At 62.4% G+C, this 22,894-nt stretch carries 32 protein-coding genes and 3 tRNA genes; 25 read left to right on the top strand and 10 right to left on the bottom strand.

The genetic code is table 11. The features are described 5' to 3' along the window. Window positions 1–2: 2 nt before the first annotated feature. Complete coding sequence (locus ACZ60G_RS04290) at window positions 3–872, bottom strand: NAD(P)-dependent oxidoreductase (protein ID WP_465807188.1); 870 nt, start codon at window positions 870–872, stop codon at window positions 3–5. A gap of 177 nt (window positions 873–1,049) precedes the next feature. Here ACZ60G_RS04290 and ACZ60G_RS04285 point away from each other — a divergent pair, with 177 nt between their 5' ends. The 3 genes from ACZ60G_RS04285 to dnaG are packed head-to-tail and all read left to right on the top strand — an operon-like array spanning window position 1,050 to window position 4,953. Beyond that, window positions 1,050–1,733, top strand: coding sequence for a YdcF family protein (locus tag ACZ60G_RS04285; RefSeq protein ID WP_465807186.1), 684 nt, complete (start codon window positions 1,050–1,052; stop codon window positions 1,731–1,733). 6 nt (window positions 1,734–1,739) lie between these two features. Next, window positions 1,740–2,981 (top strand): deoxyguanosinetriphosphate triphosphohydrolase, encoded by a 1,242-nt coding sequence (locus tag ACZ60G_RS04280; protein ID WP_465807184.1) that lies wholly within the window; start codon window positions 1,740–1,742, stop codon window positions 2,979–2,981. 46 nt (window positions 2,982–3,027) lie between these two features. Next, a complete protein-coding gene (gene dnaG / locus ACZ60G_RS04275; protein WP_465807182.1) occupies window positions 3,028–4,953 on the top strand; it encodes a DNA primase in 1,926 nt (641 codons plus the stop codon). A gap of 39 nt (window positions 4,954–4,992) precedes the next feature. On the opposite strand, the gene ACZ60G_RS04270 is transcribed toward dnaG, so the two are convergent. Continuing rightward, on the bottom strand, window positions 4,993–5,238 hold the full coding sequence (locus ACZ60G_RS04270) for a hypothetical protein (RefSeq protein ID WP_465807180.1): 246 nt from the start codon (window positions 5,236–5,238) through the stop codon (window positions 4,993–4,995). Between the two features lie 214 nt (window positions 5,239–5,452). On the opposite strand from ACZ60G_RS04270, the gene ACZ60G_RS04265 reads away from it, so the two are divergent. The 11 genes from ACZ60G_RS04265 (at window position 5,453) to ACZ60G_RS04215 (ending at window position 9,324) form a co-directional block, all read left to right on the top strand. Further along, window positions 5,453–5,525: transfer RNA gene (locus tag ACZ60G_RS04265), tRNA-Asn, on the top strand. Window positions 5,526–5,818: 293 nt separating this feature from the next. Further along, window positions 5,819–6,568 (top strand): hypothetical protein, encoded by a 750-nt coding sequence (locus tag ACZ60G_RS04260; protein WP_465807178.1) that lies wholly within the window; start codon window positions 5,819–5,821, stop codon window positions 6,566–6,568. Between the two features lie 136 nt (window positions 6,569–6,704). Then, window positions 6,705–6,932: a hypothetical protein gene (locus tag ACZ60G_RS04255; protein ID WP_465807176.1), complete on the top strand. Its 228-nt coding sequence runs from the start codon at window positions 6,705–6,707 to the stop codon at window positions 6,930–6,932. Window positions 6,933–7,155: 223 nt separating this feature from the next. Further along, window positions 7,156–7,434 (top strand): DUF7427 family protein, encoded by a 279-nt coding sequence (locus ACZ60G_RS04250; protein WP_465807615.1) that lies wholly within the window; start codon window positions 7,156–7,158, stop codon window positions 7,432–7,434. Next, the gene (locus ACZ60G_RS04245; protein ID WP_465807174.1) at window positions 7,431–7,586 is read left to right on the top strand and encodes a hypothetical protein; all 156 of its coding nucleotides are present in this window, start codon (window positions 7,431–7,433) and stop codon (window positions 7,584–7,586) included. The genes ACZ60G_RS04250 and ACZ60G_RS04245 overlap by 4 nt, the downstream gene beginning before the upstream one ends. Window positions 7,587–7,687: 101 nt before the next feature. Next, a complete protein-coding gene (locus ACZ60G_RS04240; protein WP_465807172.1) occupies window positions 7,688–7,849 on the top strand; it encodes a hypothetical protein in 162 nt (53 codons plus the stop codon). Then, window positions 7,839–8,123 (top strand): hypothetical protein, encoded by a 285-nt coding sequence (locus ACZ60G_RS04235; protein WP_465807170.1) that lies wholly within the window; start codon window positions 7,839–7,841, stop codon window positions 8,121–8,123. The genes ACZ60G_RS04240 and ACZ60G_RS04235 overlap by 11 nt, the downstream gene beginning before the upstream one ends. Further along, window positions 8,123–8,353: an Acb2/Tad1 domain-containing protein gene (locus ACZ60G_RS04230; RefSeq protein WP_465807169.1), complete on the top strand. Its 231-nt coding sequence runs from the start codon at window positions 8,123–8,125 to the stop codon at window positions 8,351–8,353. Before ACZ60G_RS04235 ends, ACZ60G_RS04230 begins: the two co-directional genes overlap by 1 nt. Beyond that, window positions 8,346–8,516: a hypothetical protein gene (locus tag ACZ60G_RS04225; RefSeq protein ID WP_465807167.1), complete on the top strand. Its 171-nt coding sequence runs from the start codon at window positions 8,346–8,348 to the stop codon at window positions 8,514–8,516. The genes ACZ60G_RS04230 and ACZ60G_RS04225 overlap by 8 nt, the downstream gene beginning before the upstream one ends. Before the next feature lie 114 nt (window positions 8,517–8,630). Then, the gene (locus ACZ60G_RS04220) at window positions 8,631–8,969 is read left to right on the top strand and encodes a hypothetical protein (protein WP_465807165.1); all 339 of its coding nucleotides are present in this window, start codon (window positions 8,631–8,633) and stop codon (window positions 8,967–8,969) included. 157 nt (window positions 8,970–9,126) lie between these two features. Next, a complete protein-coding gene (locus tag ACZ60G_RS04215) occupies window positions 9,127–9,324 on the top strand; it encodes a hypothetical protein (protein ID WP_465807163.1) in 198 nt (65 codons plus the stop codon). A gap of 675 nt (window positions 9,325–9,999) precedes the next feature. Here ACZ60G_RS04215 and ACZ60G_RS04210 read toward each other — a convergent pair. The 8 genes from ACZ60G_RS04210 to ACZ60G_RS04175 form a co-directional block, all read right to left on the bottom strand. Beyond that, a complete protein-coding gene (locus ACZ60G_RS04210) occupies window positions 10,000–10,596 on the bottom strand; it encodes a hypothetical protein (protein WP_465807162.1) in 597 nt (198 codons plus the stop codon). A gap of 73 nt (window positions 10,597–10,669) precedes the next feature. After that, on the bottom strand, window positions 10,670–10,939 hold the full coding sequence (locus ACZ60G_RS04205; protein ID WP_465807160.1) for a hypothetical protein: 270 nt from the start codon (window positions 10,937–10,939) through the stop codon (window positions 10,670–10,672). A 72-nt stretch (window positions 10,940–11,011) separates the two neighbouring features. Continuing rightward, window positions 11,012–11,626: a hypothetical protein gene (locus ACZ60G_RS04200; RefSeq protein ID WP_465807158.1), complete on the bottom strand. Its 615-nt coding sequence runs from the start codon at window positions 11,624–11,626 to the stop codon at window positions 11,012–11,014. Window positions 11,627–11,672: 46 nt separating this feature from the next. Next, complete coding sequence (locus tag ACZ60G_RS04195) at window positions 11,673–12,110, bottom strand: hypothetical protein (RefSeq protein ID WP_465807156.1); 438 nt, start codon at window positions 12,108–12,110, stop codon at window positions 11,673–11,675. Continuing rightward, a complete protein-coding gene (locus ACZ60G_RS04190; protein WP_465807155.1) occupies window positions 12,107–12,496 on the bottom strand; it encodes a hypothetical protein in 390 nt (129 codons plus the stop codon). The genes ACZ60G_RS04195 and ACZ60G_RS04190 overlap by 4 nt, the downstream gene beginning before the upstream one ends. A 103-nt stretch (window positions 12,497–12,599) precedes the next feature. Then, window positions 12,600–12,902: a hypothetical protein gene (locus tag ACZ60G_RS04185; protein WP_465807153.1), complete on the bottom strand. Its 303-nt coding sequence runs from the start codon at window positions 12,900–12,902 to the stop codon at window positions 12,600–12,602. After that, on the bottom strand, window positions 12,899–13,111 hold the full coding sequence (locus tag ACZ60G_RS04180; RefSeq protein ID WP_465807152.1) for a hypothetical protein: 213 nt from the start codon (window positions 13,109–13,111) through the stop codon (window positions 12,899–12,901). Before ACZ60G_RS04180 ends, ACZ60G_RS04185 begins: the two co-directional genes overlap by 4 nt. Window positions 13,112–13,243: 132 nt before the next feature. After that, on the bottom strand, window positions 13,244–14,362 hold the full coding sequence (locus ACZ60G_RS04175; RefSeq protein WP_465807150.1) for a DNA polymerase III subunit beta family protein: 1,119 nt from the start codon (window positions 14,360–14,362) through the stop codon (window positions 13,244–13,246). 310 nt (window positions 14,363–14,672) lie between these two features. Between ACZ60G_RS04175 and ACZ60G_RS04170 the strand changes: the two genes are divergently transcribed. From ACZ60G_RS04170 to ACZ60G_RS04120, 11 genes are all read left to right on the top strand, one after another. Continuing rightward, entirely contained in the window at window positions 14,673–15,137 is a 465-nt protein-coding gene (locus tag ACZ60G_RS04170) for a phage terminase small subunit P27 family (protein ID WP_465807148.1), read from the top strand. A gap of 138 nt (window positions 15,138–15,275) precedes the next feature. Continuing rightward, window positions 15,276–15,494, top strand: a complete 219-nt coding sequence (locus ACZ60G_RS04165; protein WP_465807146.1) for a hypothetical protein — start codon at window positions 15,276–15,278, stop codon at window positions 15,492–15,494. Between the two features lie 3 nt (window positions 15,495–15,497). Continuing rightward, window positions 15,498–15,570 (top strand) — tRNA-Lys (locus ACZ60G_RS04160). A gap of 1 nt (window position 15,571) precedes the next feature. After that, window positions 15,572–15,649 (top strand) — tRNA-His (locus ACZ60G_RS04155). Window positions 15,650–15,741: 92 nt separating this feature from the next. Beyond that, window positions 15,742–16,410: a hypothetical protein gene (locus ACZ60G_RS04150; protein WP_465807144.1), complete on the top strand. Its 669-nt coding sequence runs from the start codon at window positions 15,742–15,744 to the stop codon at window positions 16,408–16,410. Window positions 16,411–16,426: 16 nt separating this feature from the next. Beyond that, entirely contained in the window at window positions 16,427–16,714 is a 288-nt protein-coding gene (locus ACZ60G_RS04145) for a hypothetical protein (RefSeq protein ID WP_465807142.1), read from the top strand. Window positions 16,715–16,826: 112 nt separating this feature from the next. Beyond that, window positions 16,827–18,479, top strand: coding sequence for a terminase large subunit (locus ACZ60G_RS04140; protein WP_465807140.1), 1,653 nt, complete (start codon window positions 16,827–16,829; stop codon window positions 18,477–18,479). A gap of 12 nt (window positions 18,480–18,491) precedes the next feature. Next, window positions 18,492–18,725, top strand: coding sequence for a hypothetical protein (locus ACZ60G_RS04135; protein WP_465807138.1), 234 nt, complete (start codon window positions 18,492–18,494; stop codon window positions 18,723–18,725). After that, window positions 18,712–20,280 (top strand): phage portal protein, encoded by a 1,569-nt coding sequence (locus tag ACZ60G_RS04130; RefSeq protein ID WP_465807136.1) that lies wholly within the window; start codon window positions 18,712–18,714, stop codon window positions 20,278–20,280. Before ACZ60G_RS04135 ends, ACZ60G_RS04130 begins: the two co-directional genes overlap by 14 nt. A gap of 6 nt (window positions 20,281–20,286) precedes the next feature. Next, window positions 20,287–21,258 carry an HK97 family phage prohead protease gene (locus tag ACZ60G_RS04125; RefSeq protein ID WP_465807134.1) on the top strand — a complete coding sequence of 324 codons (972 nt, stop codon included), beginning with the start codon at window positions 20,287–20,289 and terminating at the stop codon, window positions 21,256–21,258. Between the two features lie 73 nt (window positions 21,259–21,331). After that, window positions 21,332–22,831 (top strand): phage major capsid protein, encoded by a 1,500-nt coding sequence (locus ACZ60G_RS04120; RefSeq protein ID WP_465807132.1) that lies wholly within the window; start codon window positions 21,332–21,334, stop codon window positions 22,829–22,831. The last annotated feature ends 63 nt before the right edge of the window (window positions 22,832–22,894 follow it).

The following is a 22,894-nucleotide window of genomic DNA, read 5'->3' as shown; positions in this document are numbered from 1 at the left end:
TCTTATGCGGCGCGCGGGTTGAGGCTTTCGAATATCCGCTCGCTGCTGTCCGCACCGTGGCCGTCGGCGACCTGGCGATCGACGAGATTCTTGATCGCGCCGACGATGTCCAGGTCGACACCCGCATCGCGGCTGGCCGACACGATGGCGTCCACGGCGGCCTTGGTGAAATCCAAGGGCTGGAACGGTTTCGAGTAATCGCCGGAGTCGATGGTGGCTCCGGCTCTCGGAAGTGATCCGGTCATCGCGGCGATCCAGCCGGACGCTCGTTGACCGAAGTCCTCGGCCGACATGCCGATCGTGCGAACCATGGCGGCACCGTGATAGAAGCCCGTGAACATGGCGTACATTCCGGCGAGCAGGGCGAAGTCGACCAGTGCGGCCTGTCCGGCGTCCGTGCCGAAATACTCTGCGCTACCGAGCAATTCGAGAGTTGCGCGATGGTTGTCGAACAGTTCACGGGAGCCGCTGTAGAGCACGGATGAGCCGGTTCGGCCGATCATCGGCGGGACGGCCATGATGCCGCCGTCGAGGAATTCGATGCCGTGGTTCGCGGCCCATTCGGCCAGTTCACGCGACCCGCGCGGCTCGGTGCTGGTCAAGTTGACCAATGCGCGGCCGGCCAGGATATCGGTCACCGGGTCGAGTACCTCGTGCACGGACCGATGGTCCAACAGGCAGGCCACCACGAGGTCGCTCGCGGTCACCGCCTCGGCCACGGTCTGCGCCGACTTCGCGCCTGCCGCAACGAGTTCCGCGTCCCGGCCGGCACTGCGGTTCCAGACTGTCGTCGGGTGTCCGGCCTGTACGAACTGCGCGGCCAGCGCCTGTCCCATCGCGCCGAGCCCGAAAACCGTCACGGATGTCGTCATGTATCCACTCCTCAAAGTATCGAGATGCTGGTTCGGCGCCGGAATTCATTCTCGATACCCGCTGCGCTATCGGCAAGTACTGACTAATAAGTTCAGTACTAACCGAAAGGTAAGTGTGGGCCGATCGATATGCGTCGGTTACGTTCTCGTCGAGGGTGACCTGGCAAACTTGGTGAGATGAATTCGGCGACCCTGGCCTCGGCTCCCGGATCCGGCGCATCCCGCAGCGTCGGAGGCGGGCTGGTGCGCTGGGCGCGACGGCTGGTCATGGGCGCGATCGTGATGGGCGCGGTGCTGGTCGGCGGCACGGCATTCCGGGTCTGGCAGGTCGCGCGAATCGACGACTACACCAAGGCCGACGCGATCGTCGTACTCGGCGCCGCGCAATACTCGGGCACCCCGTCGACGGTGTTCGAGGCGCGATTGGACCAGGCCTACAAACTGTTCAAGGCCGGTGTGGCGCCGAAGGTGATCACCGTGGGCGGTAAGCAGGAGGGCGATCTGTACACCGAGGCCGCCTCCGGCAAGAACTATCTGGAGGAGCGCGGCATACCGAGCGACCGGATCCTCGCGGTGGAAACCGGTTCGGACACCCTGCGCAGCATCGAGGCCGTCGCGACCGCCATGAGTGCCCGCGAGATGTCCTCGGCGGTGCTGGTCAGCGATCCGTGGCATTCGTTGCGCACCAGAACCATGGCCCGCGACGCTGGGCTGGATGCCTGGACCGCGCCGACCCGGACCGGCCCCGCCGTCTACACCAGAGAGTCGCAGGCGCACGGAATCGCAAGGGAGACCGGCGCTTTGCTCTGGTATCAGCTCACGCACTTCTCGTCGGACTTCAAATACTCAGCAGGGCAGTGAGATTCGATGTATACCGAGCATGACCGCGAGCGAATGGTGGTGGAGGGAGCCAAGACCGCCGGACTCGGCCCGCCGCGCAGTGAGTTCGAAACCGGTCACCGTACCGAATTCGCCCGCGACCGCGCTCGCGTGCTGCATTCCGCGGCCCTGCGCAGACTCGCCGACAAAACCCAGGTCATGGGGCCGCGTGACGGTGACACCCCGCGCACACGCTTGACCCATTCGATCGAAGTGGCCCAGATCGGGCGCAGCATCGCCGACGGTCTCGGCTGTGATCCGGATCTGGTCGATCTGGCCGGATTGGCGCACGATATCGGCCATCCGCCTTACGGCCACAATGGCGAGAAGGCCCTCGACCTCTTCGCCGACGCGTACGGCGGATTCGAGGGCAATGCGCAGAATCTACGCATCCTCACCCGGCTGGAACCGAAGGTGCTGGATGCGGACGGCACGAGCGCGGGTTTGAATCTCACGCGCGCCGCACTCGACGCGGTCATCAAATACCCTTGGGGCAGAACAGGTTCGGGCACGAAGTTCGGTGCCTACGATATCGATCTGGATCGGCTGGAATGGGTGCGCAAGGATGCGCCGGACCGTCGCAAGAGCCTCGAATGCCAGATCATGGACTGGTCCGACGATGTCGCGTACTCGGTGCACGATGTGGAGGACGGCGTGATCGCCGGGCGTATCGAATTGCGGGCCCTCGCCGATCCGTCCGAGCAGGCGGCACTAGCCGAACTCGGGCACGGCCAGCACCCCACGCTTTCGGTGGACGACCTGATCGGTGCCGCCCAGCGGCTCTCCGAACTGCCGGTGGTGGCCGAAGCCGCCTGTTACGACGGCACCCTCGCCAGTTCGGTCGCGTTGAAGCGCCTCACGAGTGAACTGGTCGGCCGGTTCGCCACGGCTGCGATCATGGCCACGCGGGAGGTCGGCGGGCGCGCGGTGCTGTCCCGCTATGCCGCGGATCTCGAGGTTCCGCCGATCGTCGCCGCCGAGGTCGCGATGCTCAAGACCGTCGCCCTGCGCTATGTCATGTCCGATCTCGTGCACAAGCAGCGTCAGGCCGTGCAGCGCGAGCGGATTCAGGCGGTCGCGACCCGACTGCTGGCGACGGCGCCGCACGGGCTGGACCCGCTGCTGCTCCCGTGGTGGCAGGCCGCGACCGACGACACCGCGCGAGTCCGGGTGATCGTCGACCAGATCGCGTCCTATACCGAGAGTCGACTGGAGCGAGTAGACGCGTGACCAGCCGCTGGGCGTGTCGAGGCCGGACTAGCCTAGACTGACCGCCGTGGCCGGACGACTCCCAGATCGCGATATCGCGGCAATACGCGAACGCGTCCGGATCGAGGATGTGGTGGGGGAGTACGTCGCGCTGAAGCGGGCGGGTGCGGACTCCATGAAGGGCCTGTGCCCGTTCCACGACGAGAAGTCGCCGTCGTTCCATGTGCGGCCCAACCACGGCCTGTACCACTGCTTCGGCTGCGGTGAGGGCGGTGACGTCTTCGCCTTCCTGCAGAAGGTCGAGCACGTCGGCTTCGTCGAGGCGGTCGAGCAGCTCGCCGATCGGATCGGCTACCAGATCAACTACGAGGGCGGCGGCACCTCGGTGCAGCGCGACCGCGGCACCAGGGCCAGGTTGGTCGCCGCCAATGCCGCCGCACACGAGTTCTACATGGCCAAACTGCGCGAGCCCGACGCCGAGGTGGCGCGCAAGTATTTGACCGACCGCAACTTCGACGGAAATGCCGCCCAGCAATTCGGCTGCGGCTACGCCCCCGCGGGCTGGGACATGCTCACGAAGCATCTGCTGCGCAAGGGCTTCGACTTCAAAGAGCTCGAGGCGGCAGGGCTGTCGCGCCAGGGTCAGCGCGGCCCGATCGACCGCTTCCACCGGCGGCTGCTGTGGCCGATCCGCAATCTCGGCGGTGACGTCATCGGCTTCGGTGCGCGCAAGCTCTTCGACGACGACACCATGCCCGGCAAATACATCAATACGCCGGAAACCTTGCTGTACAAGAAGTCTCAGGTGCTCTTCGGCCTGGACCACGCCAAGCGCGAGATCGCCAAGGGCCACCAGGCGGTGGTGGTCGAGGGCTACACCGACGTCATGGCCATGCACCTGGCCGGAGTGAAAACCGCCGTCGCCTCCTGTGGTACCGCCTTCGGTGACGAACATCTCGCCCTGTTGCGCCGACTGCTCATGGACGACAACTTCTGGCGCGGCGAAATCATCTACACCTTCGACGGTGACGCGGCCGGACAGGCGGCGGCGCTGAAAGCCTTTGCGGGCGACCAGAAGTTGGCCGGGCAGACCTACATCGCCATCGCCCCCGACGGTCAGGACCCGTGCGAACTGCGCCAGCACTCCGGCGACGGCGCCGTGCGCGATCTGGTGGCCCGTCGAACCCCGTTGTACGAGTTCGTGATTCGCGGCCTGCTCGCCGACCACAACCTGGACACCGCCGAGGGACAGGTCGAGGCGCTGCGCCGCGCCGTGCCGGTGGTGGCGCAGATCAAGGACAACGCGCTGCGCAAGGCGTACGCGACCAAGCTCGCGGGCTGGGTCGGCTGGGACGACATCCAGACCGTGGTGCGACGGGTCGGTGAGGAAGCCAAGCGCAATCGCAACGGTGGGAGTCCGGGCGGCCGTGGCCCGGCGGCCGGCGCGCCACAGCCCAGCGCGGTCGTCGCCGAACATCCCGCCGCGCGCCCGAATCCGAACGACCCGACGCTGCTGCCGCAACGGCAAGCACTCGGTGCGGCACTGCAGTATCCGGCGATGGCCGGTGCGGTTTTCGATTCGATCGAGGCCGAGGCCTTCACCCATCCGGCTTACACCGCCGTTCGCGCCATGATCGCCGAGGCCGGTGGCACGGCATCCGGGCTCAGCGGTGCGGAGTGGGTCAATGCCGTGTCCGACGGCACCGACGATCTGACCATGCGTGCGCTGGTCTCCGAGCTGTCGGGCGAGCAGATGCCGGTGAAGTCGGCCAATGACATTCCCCGGTTTATCACCGGGGTGCTGGCTCGTGTGCAGGAAGCCTGGGTCGGCCGTCAGATCGCGGAGCTGAAGTCGAAGCTGCAGCGGGTGTCCTCGACCGAACAGCCCGAGGCGTATATGGCGCTGTTCGGTGATCTCGTGGCGCTGGAGCAGTACCGCAAGAGTTTGCTCACGCAGGCAATGGGGAATCACGACGACTTCGCCGCGGGCTGAGCTGCCGCTCGACGCTTCCCCGGGTTCGTCCTCGCGAACTCAGCGGCGCAGCTGATCCTGCGGCACCAGAACCGTGGTCCGCTCATCCAGCGGCACCATCGGCTCCAGCTTCGCCTGGGTGCTGAGCTTGTCCGACAGCTTCTGTCGGCCGAAGAGAACCAGCTTGCGAGTCACCGGGCTCGCGGCGACCGCGCGGGTCGCCGCACTGATCTGTTCATAGCGACCCCGCCCGGCCTTCGTGCCGAGCACGTATCCGGCCGCAACGCCGATGATCAACCGCAGCATCTCGTAGAGCTCCTCCCAAAGTGCCTGTGCGCGGCTACCATCCTGCCCGACGCCCGGTACGCCTGTCGATCCGGATCCACCCCCACCGCGCGCCACTCCCAGACACGCCGAAGCCCCCCGCATGTCTCCAGCTAGAGACGCGATTTGGGAAGGCGAGCGCCGATACGCTAAAGTTTCACCTCGGCCCGCCCAGTACGGACGAGCCAAAGGATAGTCCCCTATAGCTCAATTGGCAGAGCAGCCGACTGTTAATCGGCAGGTTTCTGGTTCGAGTCCAGATGGGGGAGCAGTTAGTTTGCAGATGGCGGGGGGTTTTGCCTCCCGCTATCGACCACCGGGATTCGAGTAAATCCCACGGTTATCCCACAGTTCCCGCGAAAACGCTCCCACACTTACGTCTTCGCAGGTCACAGCCTCAAACAACTGCCCGGCGTGTCGAATCGCAGACACGCCGGGCAGTTTTTTCGTCCAGCCACCATCTAGCTACCGTAGGTATCAACCGCCCAGCCTCACGCACGGAGGCTGGGCGGATCTTTTTCCACCGACATATACCCTCACGGGGTACCGGTATTATTCGAGTATGAGAGAGTGCGGTGCGTGCGGGCGCGAGACGCCGAATTACCTGTGCCACCAATGCCTAGGCACCTTGATGGCCGACCTCGAGCGGGTCGAATGGCTCAGCGAGCAACTAGACATCACCATGACCCGGCAAGACGCGGTCGGCGACCCCTGGCGCGACGGCGGACGCAGCAGTGAGACCCCGTTGCCCTACAACCTGCGCGCAGCCGAGGCTGCGATGAAGCTGGATGCCGCGCTGATGCACTGCGCCGTCGCGATCGCCCGTGACCGCGGACTGAAATTCAACGGCCGAGCCCCCGCGCGCTTCCTGCTGCAGCACCTGATGCAGATCCCGACATGGCCCGCGGCCCCCGAGTGCTTCGACGCGATCGACACGGCTATCGCGAACGCGGTCAAGGTGATCGACCGCAGTGAGCCGATATCGGTCTACCAAGCGCCGTGCGAGGTGTGCGACGGCGAACTGTGGACGATCGCCGGAGACGATCAGTACGTGACGTGCAACCGGTGCGGTGTGGTGGTGTCTCGCGCCGACACCTGGGATCGCGTCGACCGCGAGATCGAGGGCAACATCTTCCCGGCGTCGGAGGTGGCCATGATCGCCTCAGTGCGGACCAAGCGCCGCGTCACCAAAGACATGGTGCACAGCATGACTCGCCGCAAGAACCGGCCGCTCGAACCGCGTGGGCGGACGATAGACGGGCACCCGCTGTTCTCCCTGGCGGATGTGATCGCCCGGCTACGCGCGGCGTGAACGGCCAGCGATCCAACCCGGTTGCGCAACCCGCCTCCCGGTTTCGGCAACCTGGTTGTGCAACCGAGTTGCGCAACCAGGTTGCAGAGTCTAGCGTGGACATCGTTCAACCAGGTTGCAGGCCGAGGGGAATCGAATGCCACGCATCGCCGGGCCGGGATATGGTACTCAAATGCCGATGACCCGGGAGTATCTAGCGCAACTCGCGCGCAAAGTCGCCGAGGGAGAGGCCGCGCGGCGCGAGCGTGCCGCGATCATCCGAAAGTTGCGCGACTCCGATCCTGAGCATTTCACTATCATGGTGCTCGCCGAAATGACCGGGCTGACGCATCAGGCCATATCGAAAATCATCAATAAGGAATGAACTGCGTCACATTATCCCCGCGTTGTATAGAATCCGACACGGCCGCTATGTTACGCTCACGCTGGTCGAGATTTAGGCCAGAAGATCTTAAATTATCCCCGCCAAGGCTAGGGCGAAAGCCTCCTCACTTCGGCGGGGTTTTTTCATTCTCGGGTACCGCGCCGTAACAGCGGCTTTCGGGCTGATACGCCCCATCGGAGCTGGCTCGTCTCCGTAACAACGGCTGAACCTCTCCCCGAGGAGGCGCGCGATACTCAACACCCTGCGCCCCGCGGATAAAGCTTGGCTTACCCTACTGATCGGCGCCGCCGTCTGGGAATGCTGCGCGCCTCCGGGAGAATTGCTTTCACAAAGCGTCGATCGGCATCTCGCCAAACATCCCGTGCTCGTATCCGCCGTCACAGTTGTCACCGCTGCGCACCTGCTCAACCTTTTGGAGCGTCGGCCACTGTGCTGGATTGATCCATACGGTTGGCTCGGCAAACTCAAGGGGGATGCGTGAAATCCTCGGCCCTCGAGTCGCAGATGCACGAACTCTGGCGGTTGCACCGCGACGCCCGCGGCGGAAACCGATTCGCGGAAGTAGTCCACATCGAAGACGCATTGCGCGACGCCATTTCCGCATGGGTTGAACAGATGATGCAGGAGCGGTAGTTGGATTCGATCGAATCTCAGACCGATGTCGCGCTCGTAGATCGCCTCGGCCGAGAAGTCTTTCAGCGCTTGCTGGACAAAATCAATCAGGAAGACAGCGAGTGAACTACCCCAAGTTTCGAGCGCTCGGCATTGACGTGCTGCGCGTAGAACTCGACGAAAACACATTCGGCTGGTACTCGGACGGTCTGTATTTCACAGACATGCGGTGCTGGCCACAAGCCGAAGATTCGCAGAAGAAAGATGCAGCCGTTGCAGCGTAGGAATGATCCGGCCGCCCAGCTGATCGCCGACAATCTCGCGTCGCTGGACTCCAGCGAAGGCGTACTCAAGCTGACGTGGCTGATGTCCGATCAGCAGGCGCCGATTCGATACGCCATCGGCGAAGGCATCGTGCGACTGCTGCAGCGCAACGGCTACATGGGCAAGTCGGCAGAACTCGAGGCCGTCGAAGCGGTGTTGCAGCGATGGGAGACCACGCCGGCATTGCGTCGCGGCCCGGCCGCCAAAGAGCTGCGCGAGGCACTGGAGAGCTGATGGCCACCGCCGACATCGATCATCGGTTTGACTTTCACGCGGCCACCACCGCAGAGAAGCGTGCCGAGCACGGCAGTGTCCGCGCTGCATGCCGCGACCTAGCCCACAAGTTCGACCCAGACCTGCCGGAAGGGCGCGAGAAGGCATTAGCCATCACGCAACTCGAACAGGCAATGTTTTGGGCCAACGCCGCCATCGCCCGCTCTCCAGAGGCCAAGCTCAGTGTCTAAGTACACGAAGATGCAGCGCGACAACGTCATCCGCCTGATGATCGAGTTGGCCCAAGGCGCGGCCGGTCGGGTGGGCGTGGCGACTCGCGTTACCAACAGCGATAACGGCGATGTGGTGCTGACCTTCGTCAATCCCGGTAAGGACCCCGACAAGGATGCCTGACCAGGACCCTGCCCCGGAGGACCCCACGGGAGAGCCTTCGGAGGACCCAACCCTTGAGTTGTTCGAGATCCACGTGTGGGGCGAAGACAACCCGATCAAGACAATGGAATGCCGATGACGAACACCAATATCATGCCGGTCGAGCGAGTGTCGATGAGCGAGTTCGGCGCGCTGGCCGCGATCGACGTCGGCCCCGACTCGGTCATTGTCATCGAGTTGAACGAGGACATCGCCTGGACAGCGGACACGGTTGCGCGTGTGCGCGAAGCTGCCAGCGCGGCTTTCCCGGACAACAAGGTCATGGCGATATACGGCAGCTACACCAAGCTGCGGGTCATCGATCTGCCACCTCGGCGACTGACGATCTCGATTCCTACCGTCGCCACCACCATGGCTGTCACCACAGCCGTACGCATCGCTATGCGGCTGATCGGCCGCCGGCGTGCCAACTAAGCCTCCAACACCCTGCACCGGCGGTTGCGGCCGTCGCGTCGCATCCGGCGGCCGGTGCGCCCAGTGCCTCTCGAAGGCGCGGCGCCAATCTGATCGCGTCCGCGGCAGCTCGAGCAAGCGCGGCTACAGCGGAGAGCATCGATCGTTCCGCCGGGCTGTGCTGCAGCGCGACGGCTGGATCTGCCAGCTGTGCGGCGACGCCGCCGAGGTAGCCGACCACTGGCCGTTGTCTCGCCGCGAACTCGTCGCCCAGGGCTACGACCCGAATGACCCGCGCCGCGGCCGAGCGCTATGCACCTCGTGTCACAACGCGCACACCGGGCGAACCGAGGGCAAGCACAACTTGCGCGGCTGACCGGCGGCGACGGCTCCGGCTCGCGCCGCGCTTTGTGAAAAAATTTTTAGCGACCTACCAGGGATTTCGCCTGGTAGAGGTTTCGCAGAATCTATCGGGCACGTCCGTTTCACATCGCATACCCCCGTAAAGACCGAGCGGTATTCGAATATTCGTTCGATCGCTGCCGGGTAGCCCAAATATTCATCCTATGAATCTTTCGTGATCAAATTGTTATTGAATTGGGTTCCGTACCTGCCGGTCTGATACGCGTTCAGAATGCGTCTGACCAGCGGATACGCGCGCGATTGCGGATCGCTCGCGCGTCCGACAGTGGGTAGCGCGCAGACTCGCCACCAAGGGCGCCCGCGGGTCGACTGCGTCACTGGCAAGCCAGCGACCAGGGCCGCACCCGGTCACCTGCGCAGGTGCGCAGAGTGGTCACCTAACCGGGCGCGATGGCCCTTGCCCGCGGGTGCGGGTGTGTGCGCAGCTCGATAGCCAGCCACGGCACGGTGCCTATGCGAAGCGCATCCGTCGCGCGCTCCGTGTGGTTGCTGTCGGTCCGACTCCTTTCTGTCGCCTCCTGGTCGCTCTGGTCGACCCAGGCGGGCAATGGTCCCCAAATACGCCGAAAGCCTGCCCAGCGTTGCCGCTGGGCAGGCTCTCAAGTCTTTCGAGCTAGGGCCCTACGCACTAGCTGTAATTCCAGTCATCCGGAAGCCACTCGCCACGCGACAGACGCTCGTCGAGCTTGGCGAAGAGTTGCGCAGCCTCCCGGCGCGCAGCGTTGGCCACAGAGTCATTTCCTCCGGTGTTGTAGTCCGCTTCATGGAACTCGGCCCAATCGAACAGTGCACGGATGCGCGCCAAGGTCGCTGTAGACGAGGCATGGTCGACCCTCCACACGCGCACGGGCATTGTGAAGTCCAGGACACACCCCGGAACGTCCACCACTTCCCGGTCAACCCACACAACCGCCGGAGCATGGTCCGTGCTTCCGGTCAGCATGTCGCGAGCGATCGACATCCCGCTATGGCCCGTGTATTGCATTACGCCATCGCTGGCGAGAATGAATCCGGTGTCGGCGGTAGGTGCGAAGTGGTCGACCACGTAGTGATGCCCATCGAATCCAATAAACAGACGTCGTTGCACGCCATCGGCGTACTCGACGATATCTCCGGTCCGTGGCGTGCGATCCATTCGGTTGCGTGCCTCGATTCCAGCGCGCACCGTTTCATGGTGGGATGGCTCCCATCCGGAAGCATCGAACGGTATGTAATTTTCAGTCAATCTCGGTAACCTCCGCTCTGGCCTAGTTGCCAGCTCGAGCGCACCGACGACAATCGGTGCGCAAGGCAAGCGACTAGGCCGTAGCCAACTTAAGGAAGTCCGCAGCGATATTCGCGAACTCATCCGAGTTGGACGCGAAATAGTGTTGCCAGTCCGTTTCAGCGCACCGCATGAGCGCACCGAGCCGCACAAGGGCAACGGCAAGAGACTCGTACGTTTCCTCCCACTCGTTCGCCACGCCATCCGACCAGAACAGTTCAAAACCGTTCTCGACTACGGTCAGGCGCGCGTGCATACCGTCCGTTGTCCCAATGACGATCTGCAAGCGGTCAATCTCGGTCATTTCAGTACCTCCCTGACTGGCCTAGTTGCCAGCTCGAGCGCACCGACCGCAGTCGGTGCGCAAGGCAAGTAACTAGGATGCGCGCGAAATGTTGGCGAATGCCGCTGCCAGCGTGCCCGCTGGGCCACCCTCCGCTACTGGGTTGCCATCTTCGCCATAGATCGAGACATTCCAGACTTCCGCGCGCCCGTCGCGAGGGACAACCACGCCATAATCGGCGTTAGTTGTGAGGACTTCATAGCCGTCGAGTTCAGCCTTGATCGCAGTGCATCCGCCACCCGTCTCAGTGATTCGCGGATTGACGCAGCCTGCGATCAGCAGGAATTGAAACTCGTGCGCGTACTCGGAAGCGTTCGCGCGCGCCACGAAATAGTCATGCATCGCGTTGATGACGTTGCGGGCCCCGTCGCGATAGGCGTGGTTGTCCCGAGGATCACGCACGATAGCGACCGAGTCAACGAAGAATTGCGCATCATCGGCCAATTCGCGGAAGTCGGTAACGCCTTCCCCACTGCCCCATCGTTCGAGTGCCGTTTCAGTCTGCGCGTACGCCGCAGCGATGACGCGCGACTCTGCCTCATTCAACTCGTGATCGCCGTTCCCGCACAGTTCGATGATGCGCTCGAATTGCGCATCGAATTCGTCCAAATCGGCCATTGCCTTGCCTCCATTGCTTTGATCGGACATCCCACACACGCAAGCTCGCAATAGCCTTGCGGGTGTGGAGATCAGATCAATGCGCGCGCTTGCTTTCGATCCACGCAGTCAGACCAGCAACCATGTCCTCGGCCATGCTCACGGTGAGATCTACAGAGTCGTATGAGGCATCAGGCGCAGCCACTGACAGGCACACAAAATCGCCTCTATCGTCGCCTCGGACGCTGTAGCCGTCCGAATCGGTAAGCATGTATCGCTGTTCGCTCGTGCCGAACGCTAGACGCTTCTGAAGCCAGTCCTCGACGATGTCTTGCACCGGGACGATGAAGTCTGCCCAGTTCTCACCCGCTGCCGTGCGCGCAGACACCATCTCGTCGGCGTACATATTCGCGTCGACATGATCATGCAATTCGCCGAACGTCGTTATGGTCTGCGGCACCTTGCCGTCGAGCATGTCTTCGAGAATTTCGCGGATGATCTCATACGCGATGTCCTGGTTAGTGAAGTCGGTCATTTCTCGTCCCCCTCCGTGACAGTGATGATGTGGGCAATAACTTCTCCGGCGTATTCGCGCGTGTCCTCGTACCAAGTTGCTCCCGTGACGTCCACGTGTTCTTGTCCGTCGCACGTGTCGGTAGTGCCCGTGCAGAACATTGCCTTGCAGGGCGTAGGGTCTGGCAATGCCTCGAGCACAGCGCGCTTGACCGTTTCGACGTCGGTACCGCTGGTCACCCACTCACATTTGCCAGTGCGTGCGTATCCGAACCAAATCGTCTCGCCGATAGCATCCTCGCCAACTTCGATCACATAGCCACGATCGATCGCATTGAAGTACAGCGACTGCTGTATCTCGGAGACGCGCCATTCATACAGCGATTCCGAGATTGGTTGCGTTCTCATCTTGAGTTACCTCCATTGTTATTCGGTTGCCGCAAGTTTCTAGCGGTGATGCTGCGAGTATTCGCCATTTCGCGCAGCATCCCGCTAGCGACTAGCGCGCTGATCAGTGCGACTTGCCGCTAAGTTCTGCGTCGCGGATGTGCGCCTTGTGCAATTCCAACCAATCGCGTGCAAGCTCTTTATCGAGTTGCACGTCCCCCGGCGCGAAAATCGGTGCCGGAAACTTGGATTCGTGGAAGCGTCGGAAGCCGTGCGGATTCATCGGATCATTGGTTACGTGTTCGATGGTTTCCAGGACGATCGCCCCGCGAACAATCGAAACTCGCATGATCACGCCCCGGTAGGTGATCCTGGCCAATTCCCACGTGTCGGCGTATTCGTTGCCGTGAGGGTAGATGTTGGTCATTTCTGAGCCTCCAGCGTCTGCGTTGTGCAAGGCAGCGGCAAGGCGGGTGTACCGTCCGCATTAACGGTGTCGTCTACCGGATAGCCGTAGACGCACGGGTCGATAACCGTGGGCGGCAATTCGTCGGTCTGAGCCGATGCGCTGTGCGTGCCAGTCAGCACGGCAAGCGGGATAATCGCAGTGAGTATCAGGCGCGTAAAGGTGTGCATGGTGCTACCTCGTTTAGATCGTCGGTCGAGAGTGCGAGCTACCCACAACGCAGGGACGCCGTTGTCCTCTACTAGCCACGCCGTTGTGGCACGTGGGTAGCTCGCACGTATTCAGAGGGCCCTGTGGCCGAGCTAAGCGGGAATGCGAACGGGCATCAACAGGGCCCGGTGTTCGTTCCACTGCATCAATATCGGACGCGTCGGAGCAATGAGACTGAAACGGACTTTTGTGCCGCGCGGAACGGTTGCGAGTATTTTCGCGAGATATTCCGCAGTAAAGCGCGCAAGCATAGGTTCCGACACCTGCAGGTCTCCAGCGTCGAGAACAAATTTCGATCCAACATAATCGGATCGGTCGCGCGCCAATACGGCTATCGCGCCTTCGTGGATGTCAAGGTCGATATTCAAGGCCTTCGCGGAAACCAATGCTTTGACGCGTTTCGCCAACGATTGCCCGTCGCACTCGAACGACACTTTAGCGTCGTCGTCCTTGGGGAACAGGGCGCGCCACTTCGGAAATTGGTAGTCCTCGAGCATGTCGCGCACAACCATCGTGACTGCGTCCGATTCGACCGCTACAGCACCATCCTTGCCGATAGTGACCGACACTGCCGATTCTTTTGCGGCATGCTTGCCGAACGACAGAACGGGCCGACTCGGCAACAGCAACTCGAAGGCGGCAGGTACCGACGCGCTAGGAATATGCGCGTTGGCCAGCTTGAAACGGTCGGTTGTTGCAGCCTCGACGCGTTCGCCGTCCGACTCGAGTTTGATTTTGGTCAGCATCGGCAGCGTGTCATCGTTGCCGATCGCTGACGAGACGGCGTTGACAGCGTCCGAGAATTCGGGACCGGACGCAATGAATGCTGGTTCACCCTGCACTACGGGCATGCTGGGCAGATCTGTCACTGCGGCAGGCTCGCCAAGGATGGCGGTAACTGACATGCCATCGGCCTTGATCGACAGGCCACGGTCCACCATGTCGAAATCGGCATCGTTCTTCGAATCGACCGACTTGACGGCGTTCACCAACTCGTCCAGCTGGATTGCGAACGTGCAGTCATCACCTGTCACGTTCATGCGCACCGTGATGGCTGTATCCCAGTCATAGAAACCGATGGACGCGACACCACCGACGACGTCAACGCGCAGCATCGACAGGGCCGGATTGTTGTAGTGCTTGCCCACCGTGGCAGCGCGCTTGATGAACGCAAGGTTGGTTGCAAGGTCCTTGAGATTGGTTCGGAACATCGGTATGCCTCCTGGCTGCGATCCGTCGCATTGATGCGATCCGACTCACCGTAGCACGGTTCGACAGGTAGGCAAGTATTCCGCAAAAGTGCAGGTCAAACGCTGTTTTTGCGACGTCTGGCGAGCCGGCTCGTGACCCTCTGGCTACCGGCGCCGGCGGCGACCGGTTAGGGGAGGGGGGTATGGGTATCCCTGCCGCGGAGGCCGCGCGACCGCATCACCCAGGAAACGCACGCCTTGACAGAAAAACGAGAAATCCTGAATTAGGCATGACTAAGTCCCTGGTGGCGTTTCGGAGGAGGTGAGAGGGATGGGCGGTAAAGGCTCCGGAAGAATCGGGAAGCCAACGCACCTCAAGATTCTTGAGGGTGACCGGGAAGACCGGATCAATAGGTATGAGCCTGTACCAAATGCCTCGGAATTGCAAGCCCCGTACGAACTTTCACCGCGGGCGCAGCAGGTTTGGGACCGCATTGCGCCGGATCTGATCGCTAAGAACGTTTTGACGGCGTGGGACGTCGACCAGCTCGTCATCTTTTGTGACGCGGTGGCCATGTATCACGATTGCCGCGAGCGGATGGGCGACCAGTACATCGACCTCGGCTCGGCCGGCGGTCGGATCAAGTCTCCGTATTGGCAGATCATGCGCGACTGCCAAGGAATGATTACCCAGATCGGCGCGCGCTACGGCCTGTCGCCATCTGACCGCGCGAATCTCTCGATCGGCACCGAGGACCCCAAGAACGATTCCGGCGCCGCGCGGTTGCTGTCGTAGCGGCGGCATTCGCAGACAAATCGAACAAATCCCCTTTGGTACGCATTTCGTAGGCTCCTACCCTACGCATTGCTTACTCGGCTGGTTCCGGGTTCGATCCCTGGCCGGTCAGCTTCAACTAATCGCCGGAGGTGCGCCATGCCCGACGACAGCGACGAGGCGATTGTCTTGGAGCACATCGAGATCCGCCGGTCTATCACCGCGGATGGTACCGAGATTGTCACCTTCGAATCCGAAGATTCCCAAGGTGACGCGATGTCGATCACCGAGGCGCTGAGCCTCTTGGAGTTCGCCAAGATGCAACTCATGGCCGAGATGATCAGCTCGATGATTTTCGACGGCGAGAACGACGAATAATCCGCCTCCGTAGCTCAGCTGGTAGAGCAGTCGGCTTTTAACCGACGGGTCCCAGGTTCGATCCCTGGCGGGGGCACGTTGATAGATGCCGAAATGGACGAGGCACCGGGTTGTGATCCCGGATTCAGCGGGTTCGAGTCCCGTCTATCACCCCAACTTCCGCAATGCACGGGGTCCTCGAGTGGCCCTTTCACTAGAAGTTCCCCGAGAGGACTAACAACCTATGCCTATCAACACAACTGGGATCGTGAACTACGCCCCGTATTCGGCGATCACCGCGACCTCTGCCGCGGCCACTGCCGTCACACTGACGATTCCCGGTGTAGCGGGCCGCCAGAACGTCTTGCAGTACCTCGTGCTTTCGGCTTCGGGCGCGGCGTCGGGCGCGATCACGATCAGCGTGACTGACGGCCCGGTGGTCGCGGCTCCGGTGGCTACGCTCGGCGCGACCGCAACGTCCGGCGGTACTTTCTCGGCGGCCACCTACTACTGGAAGGTCACCGCGGTCACCCAGTACGGCGAATCCGTGGGCTCGAACGAACTCTCGGCCGCTGTCGCGCTGAACGGTACTCAGACCCTGACCTGGGTTCCCTCGACCGCTTCGACCGTGACCGGCTACAAGATCTATCGCGGCACCTCGGCGGGCTCGGAGAACGTGCTTGTCGGAAGCGTTTCCGCCGCGTCGGGTGCGAGCTTCACCGACACCGGCACCGCGGGCTCGGGCGCAACCGTGCCCAGCGCGAACAACTCCAACATCGCGTTCGTTCTGGACCAGTCGCTGGCTGTCGGCGTTCCTTATGCCCTGAACCTGGGCAACGGCCTCGCCGCCAACAGCGGCAACGCGCTAGCCGTGGCCGTGTCGGCGGGCGCTGCGTCGAGCGTGATCAAGGTCAACGCTGGATTCCAGACGTTCTGAGCGGGCGGGTAGACAAATGAGCGAAATCAGCGTCATTGCCGACGAATTAGACCGGATCAGTACCGATCTCAAGGCGAATGCGCCCGGTTTGTTCGCGTTCCACGCGTCAATCGATGCCGTTGTCGGCAGGCTCCGCGCGTATCAGCCGGGCATCGAAACCGCCGAAGTCGCGCCGGCACCCGTCTTGGAGCTGAATCCGGACGTGCTGGCGGGAACCGTGGTGAACGCACCGGCCGATGCGCGCCCGATGTTCGGTCAGCCCGCGGCTGTGGATGACGAGAATGAGCCTGACGAAGCTGCGTAACCGCGTAGCGCAGGAGCTCGTTCGGTTCCTCGACGGCGCTTGGTGCGGGCTACTTCCGCGATACGTGGTCGATTGGGCCGACTCCCTCTCGTGAGCGCATAGGCCAACCCCTGTGAACCTGCCGGTGTGCGGGTACGTCCTCGACGATATCGAGTGCGCCGAACGCGGCGACCACTTCTGCGTCCCGCGCGCCAACCACGCGCAGGCGTTCATCGAGGAACTGTGCCTTCACACGAAAGGCCGCTACTTCCGCAAGCGCTTCATTCTCGCCGAGTTTCAGCGCGAAGAGATCGTTCGACCACTGTTCGGTTCGGTCGTATGGTCAGACGAATTCGATTGCCATAAAAGGCAATTCGAAATCGCGTGGATCGAGGTAGCGCGCAAGAACGGCAAGACTGAACTGCTCGCCGCGATCATGCTGTACCTGCTGGTCGCGGACGGCGAAGAGTCGGCCGAGATCTATGGCGTCGCCAAGAACCGCGAGCAGGCGGGCTTGTGTTTCGATGTCGCCGCGCAAATGGTCAACCTGCAGCCGATCCTGTCGGCGCGGCTGCAGGTGATCAAGCACAAGAAGCGCATCTTCGACGCCCAGACCAACTCGTTCTATCAGGTGATCGCTGCCGACGCGGGCGGCGCTCTGGGTAGTAACCCTCACGGCGTCGGCGCGGATGAGATCGTCGCATGGCGGGACGGCGGCATGTGGGATTCGATGCGTACCGGCATGGGCTCGGGTGCACGGCGTCAACCACTGATGATCGCGGCCACCACCGCGGGCACCGACACCGAGTCGTTCGCCGGGAAGATGCACCGCGAAATGCTCAACAACGAGCACAAACACATCTTCACGTTCATCAGGAACACCCCGATGGACGCCGACCCGTTCGACGAATCCAACTGGCATCACGCCTCCCCGGCCCTCGAGGCGGGGTTCCTCTCGATCGAGGCTTTCCGTAAACAGGCAGCCGAGGCAAAAGGTAACCCTCTGCTGGAGAACGGCTTTCGGACTCTCAAGCTCAATCAGTGGACGTCGCAGGCGGTTCGGTGGATGCCGATGCACTTGTTCGACGAATCGATGGGGGAGCGGTTCGACACCCCGTTCGACGCGCGCAAAGAATTCGACGGCCGCGACTGCTGGTTCGGCCTGGATCTCGCTGCGCGCCAAGACCTCACGGCGATCTGCTACCTCTTCCCGGACGGCGACGAATGCGATGTGCTGTGGCGGTTCTGGGCACCAGAGGCAGCGCTGATCAAGCTGGACCAGCTCAACGGTGGCCGATTCGGCGAGTTCGCCAAGGCGGGCTGGTTGACCGTGACCGATGGCGATGTCTTGGATTTCGCGCAGGTGTACGCCGACATCGAGGCCGATAGCCTTCGGTACAACATCCTCGGCGGCGACGCGGACAAATGGTCATCAGACCCTGTGCTGCAAGAGATTCAGAACCGAATCTACGTGCCCGACGACATCTACGCCTATCAAAACGACTTTACGCACATGTCCGATTCGATGCATCGCATTCTCGAAATGGTGATCGAGAAGCGTTTCCGCTGGCATGGCAACCCGCTCGCCCGGTTCTGTTTCGAAGCCGCGGAGGCGCGTATCGCGTCGTATAACCCTGACCTCGTCCGCCCGAATCGTGTCGCGCGCAATGAGCAATCCAAGCGTATCGACGCGGTGCCCGCCGCGATCATGGCCGTTAGTGCCTGGCAGACACGCGGAATGGATGCCGAATCGGTCTACGAAACCCGCGAGGTTCTAATTCTGTGAATGGAGGGCTGAGTGTTCGCTAGGAAAGACGCCCTCAGCAAGAAGATTCGTCAGCGCTTCATCGTGACGTGCCTCAACGGCATTCCGATGTTCTCCGGCGTCCTAGTTAATTCCGATTCCGCCGTATTGGTGTTCGCCGACGTCAAACTCATGCAAAACGGTGTCGCGCCGGCCGAAGGCGAATTGTATATCGACCGGAGCAACGTCGCCTACCTGCAAAAGGTCGCACAGAGTGTTGCTGTCTAACGGGCAGTCGCTGCCTATTGCGCCGCAAGCGCTCGCCGAGCTCGTTCCGCAGCTGCAGACCAGCTATTACTACCCTGACAACGTCGGGATGGCGCTCGAGCGCGAATTCGCGATGTACGGCGAGATCTACCGCCGCAATCCGTGGGTCCACACCGTCATCAACAAGCGGGCCAACGCCGTGGCCAGGTTGCCCATCGAAGTGTGGAACGAGACCGGGCCGGAACGCACACTCGACCTGGACAGCCCGTACTCGAAGCTTATCGGCAATCCGTGTGACAACGTCGTCGACCCGTACTCGTTCTGGTTGTGGATCATGACCACGCTCGACATTTACGGCGAAGCGTTTCTAGCAATCTTCCGGGACAGTAACGGCCTGCCGTTCATGCTCTTTCCGATGCACCCGACGCGGGTCGCGGTAAAACGTGACCCCGACACCGGTCATTACACCTACATGTTCCAAGGCGGTCCGCTCTCCAATGGCGATGGCTTGGTGCAGTTCGATGAGGCTGACGTCGTCCCGTTCCGCTACTACAATCCGCTGCGTTTGGAGCGGGGATTGTCGCGGCTCGAGCCGTTGCGTTCGACGATTATGTCTGAGGATTCCTCGCGCAACGCTACCTCCGCGATGTGGCGCAACGCAGGCCGCCCGAACATGGTCCTCGAATCCGACAGGCGCCTCGAGGAACGCGCGCGCAAAAACTTGAAGGATGCATTCCAGGCTTTGCACGCCGGTTCGTCGAACGCCGGTCAAACGCTCGTGCTCGAACAAGGTTTGACGGCCAAGCCGTTCCAGTTGACGGCGGTCGAGATGGAATTCATCGGCGCATTGAAAACGAACCGCGAAGAAATCTGCGCGGCCTACGACATCGCGCCCACGATGGTGCACATCCTCGAGCACGCAACATTCTCCAACATCACGGCCCAGATGCGCGCGTTCTACCGCGACTCTATCGCGCCGCTGATCGAGTTCATCGAATCCGTATTGGATTTCTACGTCGGCCGGAACTTCGGCATCTACAAATCGTCGAAGCGTGTCGCGCGGTTCGCGGTTGACGAGACGATCCGCGGCGACTTCGAGATCCGAGCGGAGGCGGCGTCGCATTTGATCGGCGCTGGCGTCGCGACACCCAACGAGGCTCGCCACCTCATGGGCTTCAACCGGCACCCGGACCCGATGGCGGACAAGTTGTTGGCTAACAGCACGATTCAGCCGCTCGGCCAGCCGTATGAGCGCATCCAGATGACCGGCGAACTCGCGAAAGACCCGGATGGCGTTCCCTTGGCGCAGCAGCCCACGGCCGCCGCGCCTGGGCCGACCAACTTTCCGTCGCAAGCTGGCGGGTCGCACAGCGTGCCTCGCACAGCGCCGGCGGCTCCGTCGAAGGCTTTGGACTACGCGGCGCCGCACCTGCGCGAACTCAAAAGCGGCATCGGTCGCGGTGGCGACATTTACGAACTAGCAGCGCGCATCGGGGAGAAGTACCCCGATCACCTAGACGAGATTCTGGCGGCCGTCGAGATCGCCATCTTCGAGCGCGCCAAGAAGAGGATGTGATCGAAGATGGCGGAAGTCATTCAAAAGGCAATGGCCACAATCGAAGACGCGGACCTCGCCGAAGCTCCGCACGGTGGCTTCACCGCGGTACTGAGCACCCCGAGCCTCGACCGTGACGGCGATGAACTCGCGCGCGCCGAATGGCTCGAGCCGCTGCCGGCGCGCATCACTATCGATGTCGACCATGAGATGTCCGTGCGCGGGACGGTCGGCAGTGCCCGGCCGTATTTCGATGAGGTCGGCCGACTGATGATCGAGGCGCAGTTCGCGAGCACCGCGCAGGCGCAGGAAACCCGGTCGCTGATCCGTGAAGGGCATATCGGCGCGGTGTCGGTGGCGTTCCTGACCGACAAGAGCAAAAAGGACGGCGTGCCGCGGCGCGAACTGCTGAACGCGGGCATCGTCGCTATCCCGAGCAATAGGGACGCGGTCATTCTGTCCGCCAAAGAGTTCGCCGCACTGAAAGACCGGGCCGAGCGCAAGCCGCCCGAGCCCGTGTCGCCCGCTCCCACAGCGGCCGACACCAAGGCGGCGTCGACTGCTGAAACCAATCTGCTGCAAGCGATCCACGACGCCGCGGCACTGCTCGGTGCGGCGTGCACTGAGACTGAACCCGACGCAGATGACAGGGCGGACGATGGCGCCAACAAGTCGGCCACAACCGTCACAGTGACGGTCAAGCCCGAGCTTGACATGGATGCCTTCCGAGCCCAACTCGCAGCTCTCCAACTCGACACTCTCACAAAGACTTCCGGCCTGACCGAGGCCGGTTCGCCACCAAGCCCTGAGCAAGCACCCGTTGAATCACCCGCTGACGCCGCGCCCGAGGCCGCTCCGCAAGGACCCGCCGAAGACCCCGCCAAAGCCGCTGAAGAGACCGCTGCAGACAACTCGGATGACGTGGCACAGCAGCAGGCGGACGCCATTTTGGCGGATCTGCTGCAGGCCAGGACCCGCGTAGAGGCTCTGGACTCCTAACCCCATTCGAAACCGATAGCCCGGCACCGCATTTGGTGCGCGGGCTATTCGGCGATGCCTGAAAGAGGGCGCAATGCCAAACAAGAAACAGCTCGAACTCGCGGGTGAGCGTATCCGCGCGCAGGTCGAGACCGTCATGTCCGACGAGAAACTGTCGAGCACCGAGCGGGCCGAGAAGCTGAAAGGTATCCAGGCCGAAAAGGACGCTTTCGACCTGGACGTCCAGAACAGCGAGGCCGCCGAGGCACTGACCAAGGGCCTTCCGCAGTCGGGCAGCTCCGCGGGCGATCCGCAGGTGTTCGACGCGGGCGCGGGCAGCCAGGCGTTTGTCACCGACTGGAATCCCCGGCGCAAGGCCGCCCAGATGGCGTTGCAGATCATGCGGCACCCTCTGCTCTCGCAGAGCGTCAAAGATCTGGGCGGCGCGAAAGGTCAGATCACCGGCCTGAAAAGCCAGTTCGACCACAAATTCGAGATCGGCCTGAAAGACAGCACCGCCGCGGGCAATGTCATGGGTGAAGGTCTGTACGGCACAACCGGCCCGACCCCGGCCGGTCAGAATCCGTTCCTGCCCGGCGCTTTCGGTCCTGGAATCACGCCGAACTTCCTGCCCGGCATCGTCGAGCAGCGGTTCTACCAGTTGACCATCTCGGATCTGTTCACCTCGATTCCGACCACGAGCCCGGATATCACCTATCTGGTTGAGGCGACCGCCAATTTCAACGCGAACGCCGTCGCCGAGGGCGGGCTGTACCCCTTCTCGAGCGGCACGTTCTCGCGGGTGTACGAGCAGATCGGCAAGATCGCGAACGCGGCCGAGTTCACCGACGAAGTCATTCGTGACGCCCCGGTGCTGTTCAACTTCCTGCAGGGCCGCCTGATTGAGGGCGTGCAGCGGCAGGAAGAGGTGCAGCTGCTCGCCGGCCAGGGCTACCCGGGTGTGAATGGTCTGCTCAACCGTAGTTCGGGCTTCACCATCGCGACCGGCGGTCTGACCGCGACCAACGTCGCGATTCCGGCGGCGGGCACGATCGGCGCCGGCGCGGTGGCCGCGACCATTCCGACCGTCACCTACGGCCGTCAGATCAAAGGCGTCGGCACTCCCGGCACCGCGCCGACCGGTCAGGCAATCGCCGAAGGCATTTTCAGCGCGATCATCGATGTCGAGTTGGCTCTGTTTTTCAAGCCGAACGCGATCATCATGAACCCGCTGGACTGGCGGACCGTGCGTCTCGCCAAGGACGCGAACGGCCAGTACTTCGGCGGCGGATTCTTCGGCAACAACTACGGCTACCCGAAATTCGAGGGTATCGACGCGATGCCCGGCGGTGACTCGCTGTGGAACACCCGCGTCGTCGAAACCCCGGCCTGCCCCCAAGGCACGATCCTCGTCGGCTACTTCGGCCCCGAGACCGCGCAGACCGTTCGCCGCGAAGGCATCTCGATGCAGATGACCAACACCAACGGCACGAACTTCGTCAACGGTGAAGTCACCTTGCGCGCCGAAGAGCGGGTCGGCCTGATGGTCTACCGCCCGAAGGCATTCGAACTCATCCAGCTGGCCAACGCCTAATTCTCCGACTATTCGGCGCAACCTTGAATTTGGGTCACTCCTATTCAAGGTTGCGCCGTCCAA

The sequence above is a fragment of the Nocardia sp. NPDC102475 genome, assembly GCF_055584605.1.
This window is presented reverse-complemented; position numbering and strand designations above follow the sequence as displayed.

Excerpts from the sequence above, each read along its gene's own strand:
- ACZ60G_RS04290 (WP_465807188.1), bottom strand. The coding sequence starts at position 872 with ATGACGACATCCGTGACGGTTTTCGGGCTCGGCGCGATGGGACAGGCG.
- ACZ60G_RS04285 (WP_465807186.1), top strand. The coding sequence starts at position 1,050 with ATGAATTCGGCGACCCTGGCCTCGGCTCCCGGATCCGGCGCATCCCGC.
- ACZ60G_RS04280 (WP_465807184.1), top strand. The coding sequence starts at position 1,740 with ATGTATACCGAGCATGACCGCGAGCGAATGGTGGTGGAGGGAGCCAAG.
- ACZ60G_RS04270 (WP_465807180.1), bottom strand. The coding sequence starts at position 5,238 with ATGCTGCGGTTGATCATCGGCGTTGCGGCCGGATACGTGCTCGGCACG.
- ACZ60G_RS04260 (WP_465807178.1), top strand. The coding sequence starts at position 5,819 with ATGAGAGAGTGCGGTGCGTGCGGGCGCGAGACGCCGAATTACCTGTGC.
- ACZ60G_RS04255 (WP_465807176.1), top strand. The coding sequence starts at position 6,705 with ATGCCACGCATCGCCGGGCCGGGATATGGTACTCAAATGCCGATGACC.
- ACZ60G_RS04230 (WP_465807169.1), top strand. The coding sequence starts at position 8,123 with ATGGCCACCGCCGACATCGATCATCGGTTTGACTTTCACGCGGCCACC.
- ACZ60G_RS04220 (WP_465807165.1), top strand. The coding sequence starts at position 8,631 with ATGACGAACACCAATATCATGCCGGTCGAGCGAGTGTCGATGAGCGAG.
- ACZ60G_RS04205 (WP_465807160.1), bottom strand. The coding sequence starts at position 10,939 with ATGACCGAGATTGACCGCTTGCAGATCGTCATTGGGACAACGGACGGT.
- ACZ60G_RS04200 (WP_465807158.1), bottom strand. The coding sequence starts at position 11,626 with ATGTCCGATCAAAGCAATGGAGGCAAGGCAATGGCCGATTTGGACGAA.
- ACZ60G_RS04195 (WP_465807156.1), bottom strand. The coding sequence starts at position 12,110 with ATGACCGACTTCACTAACCAGGACATCGCGTATGAGATCATCCGCGAA.
- ACZ60G_RS04190 (WP_465807155.1), bottom strand. The coding sequence starts at position 12,496 with ATGAGAACGCAACCAATCTCGGAATCGCTGTATGAATGGCGCGTCTCC.
- ACZ60G_RS04185 (WP_465807153.1), bottom strand. The coding sequence starts at position 12,902 with ATGACCAACATCTACCCTCACGGCAACGAATACGCCGACACGTGGGAA.
- ACZ60G_RS04180 (WP_465807152.1), bottom strand. The coding sequence starts at position 13,111 with ATGCACACCTTTACGCGCCTGATACTCACTGCGATTATCCCGCTTGCC.
- ACZ60G_RS04175 (WP_465807150.1), bottom strand. The coding sequence starts at position 14,362 with ATGTTCCGAACCAATCTCAAGGACCTTGCAACCAACCTTGCGTTCATC.
- ACZ60G_RS04170 (WP_465807148.1), top strand. The coding sequence starts at position 14,673 with ATGGGCGGTAAAGGCTCCGGAAGAATCGGGAAGCCAACGCACCTCAAG.
- ACZ60G_RS04165 (WP_465807146.1), top strand. The coding sequence starts at position 15,276 with ATGCCCGACGACAGCGACGAGGCGATTGTCTTGGAGCACATCGAGATC.
- ACZ60G_RS04145 (WP_465807142.1), top strand. The coding sequence starts at position 16,427 with ATGAGCGAAATCAGCGTCATTGCCGACGAATTAGACCGGATCAGTACC.
- ACZ60G_RS04125 (WP_465807134.1), top strand. The coding sequence starts at position 20,287 with ATGGCGGAAGTCATTCAAAAGGCAATGGCCACAATCGAAGACGCGGAC.
- ACZ60G_RS04120 (WP_465807132.1), top strand. The coding sequence starts at position 21,332 with ATGCCAAACAAGAAACAGCTCGAACTCGCGGGTGAGCGTATCCGCGCG.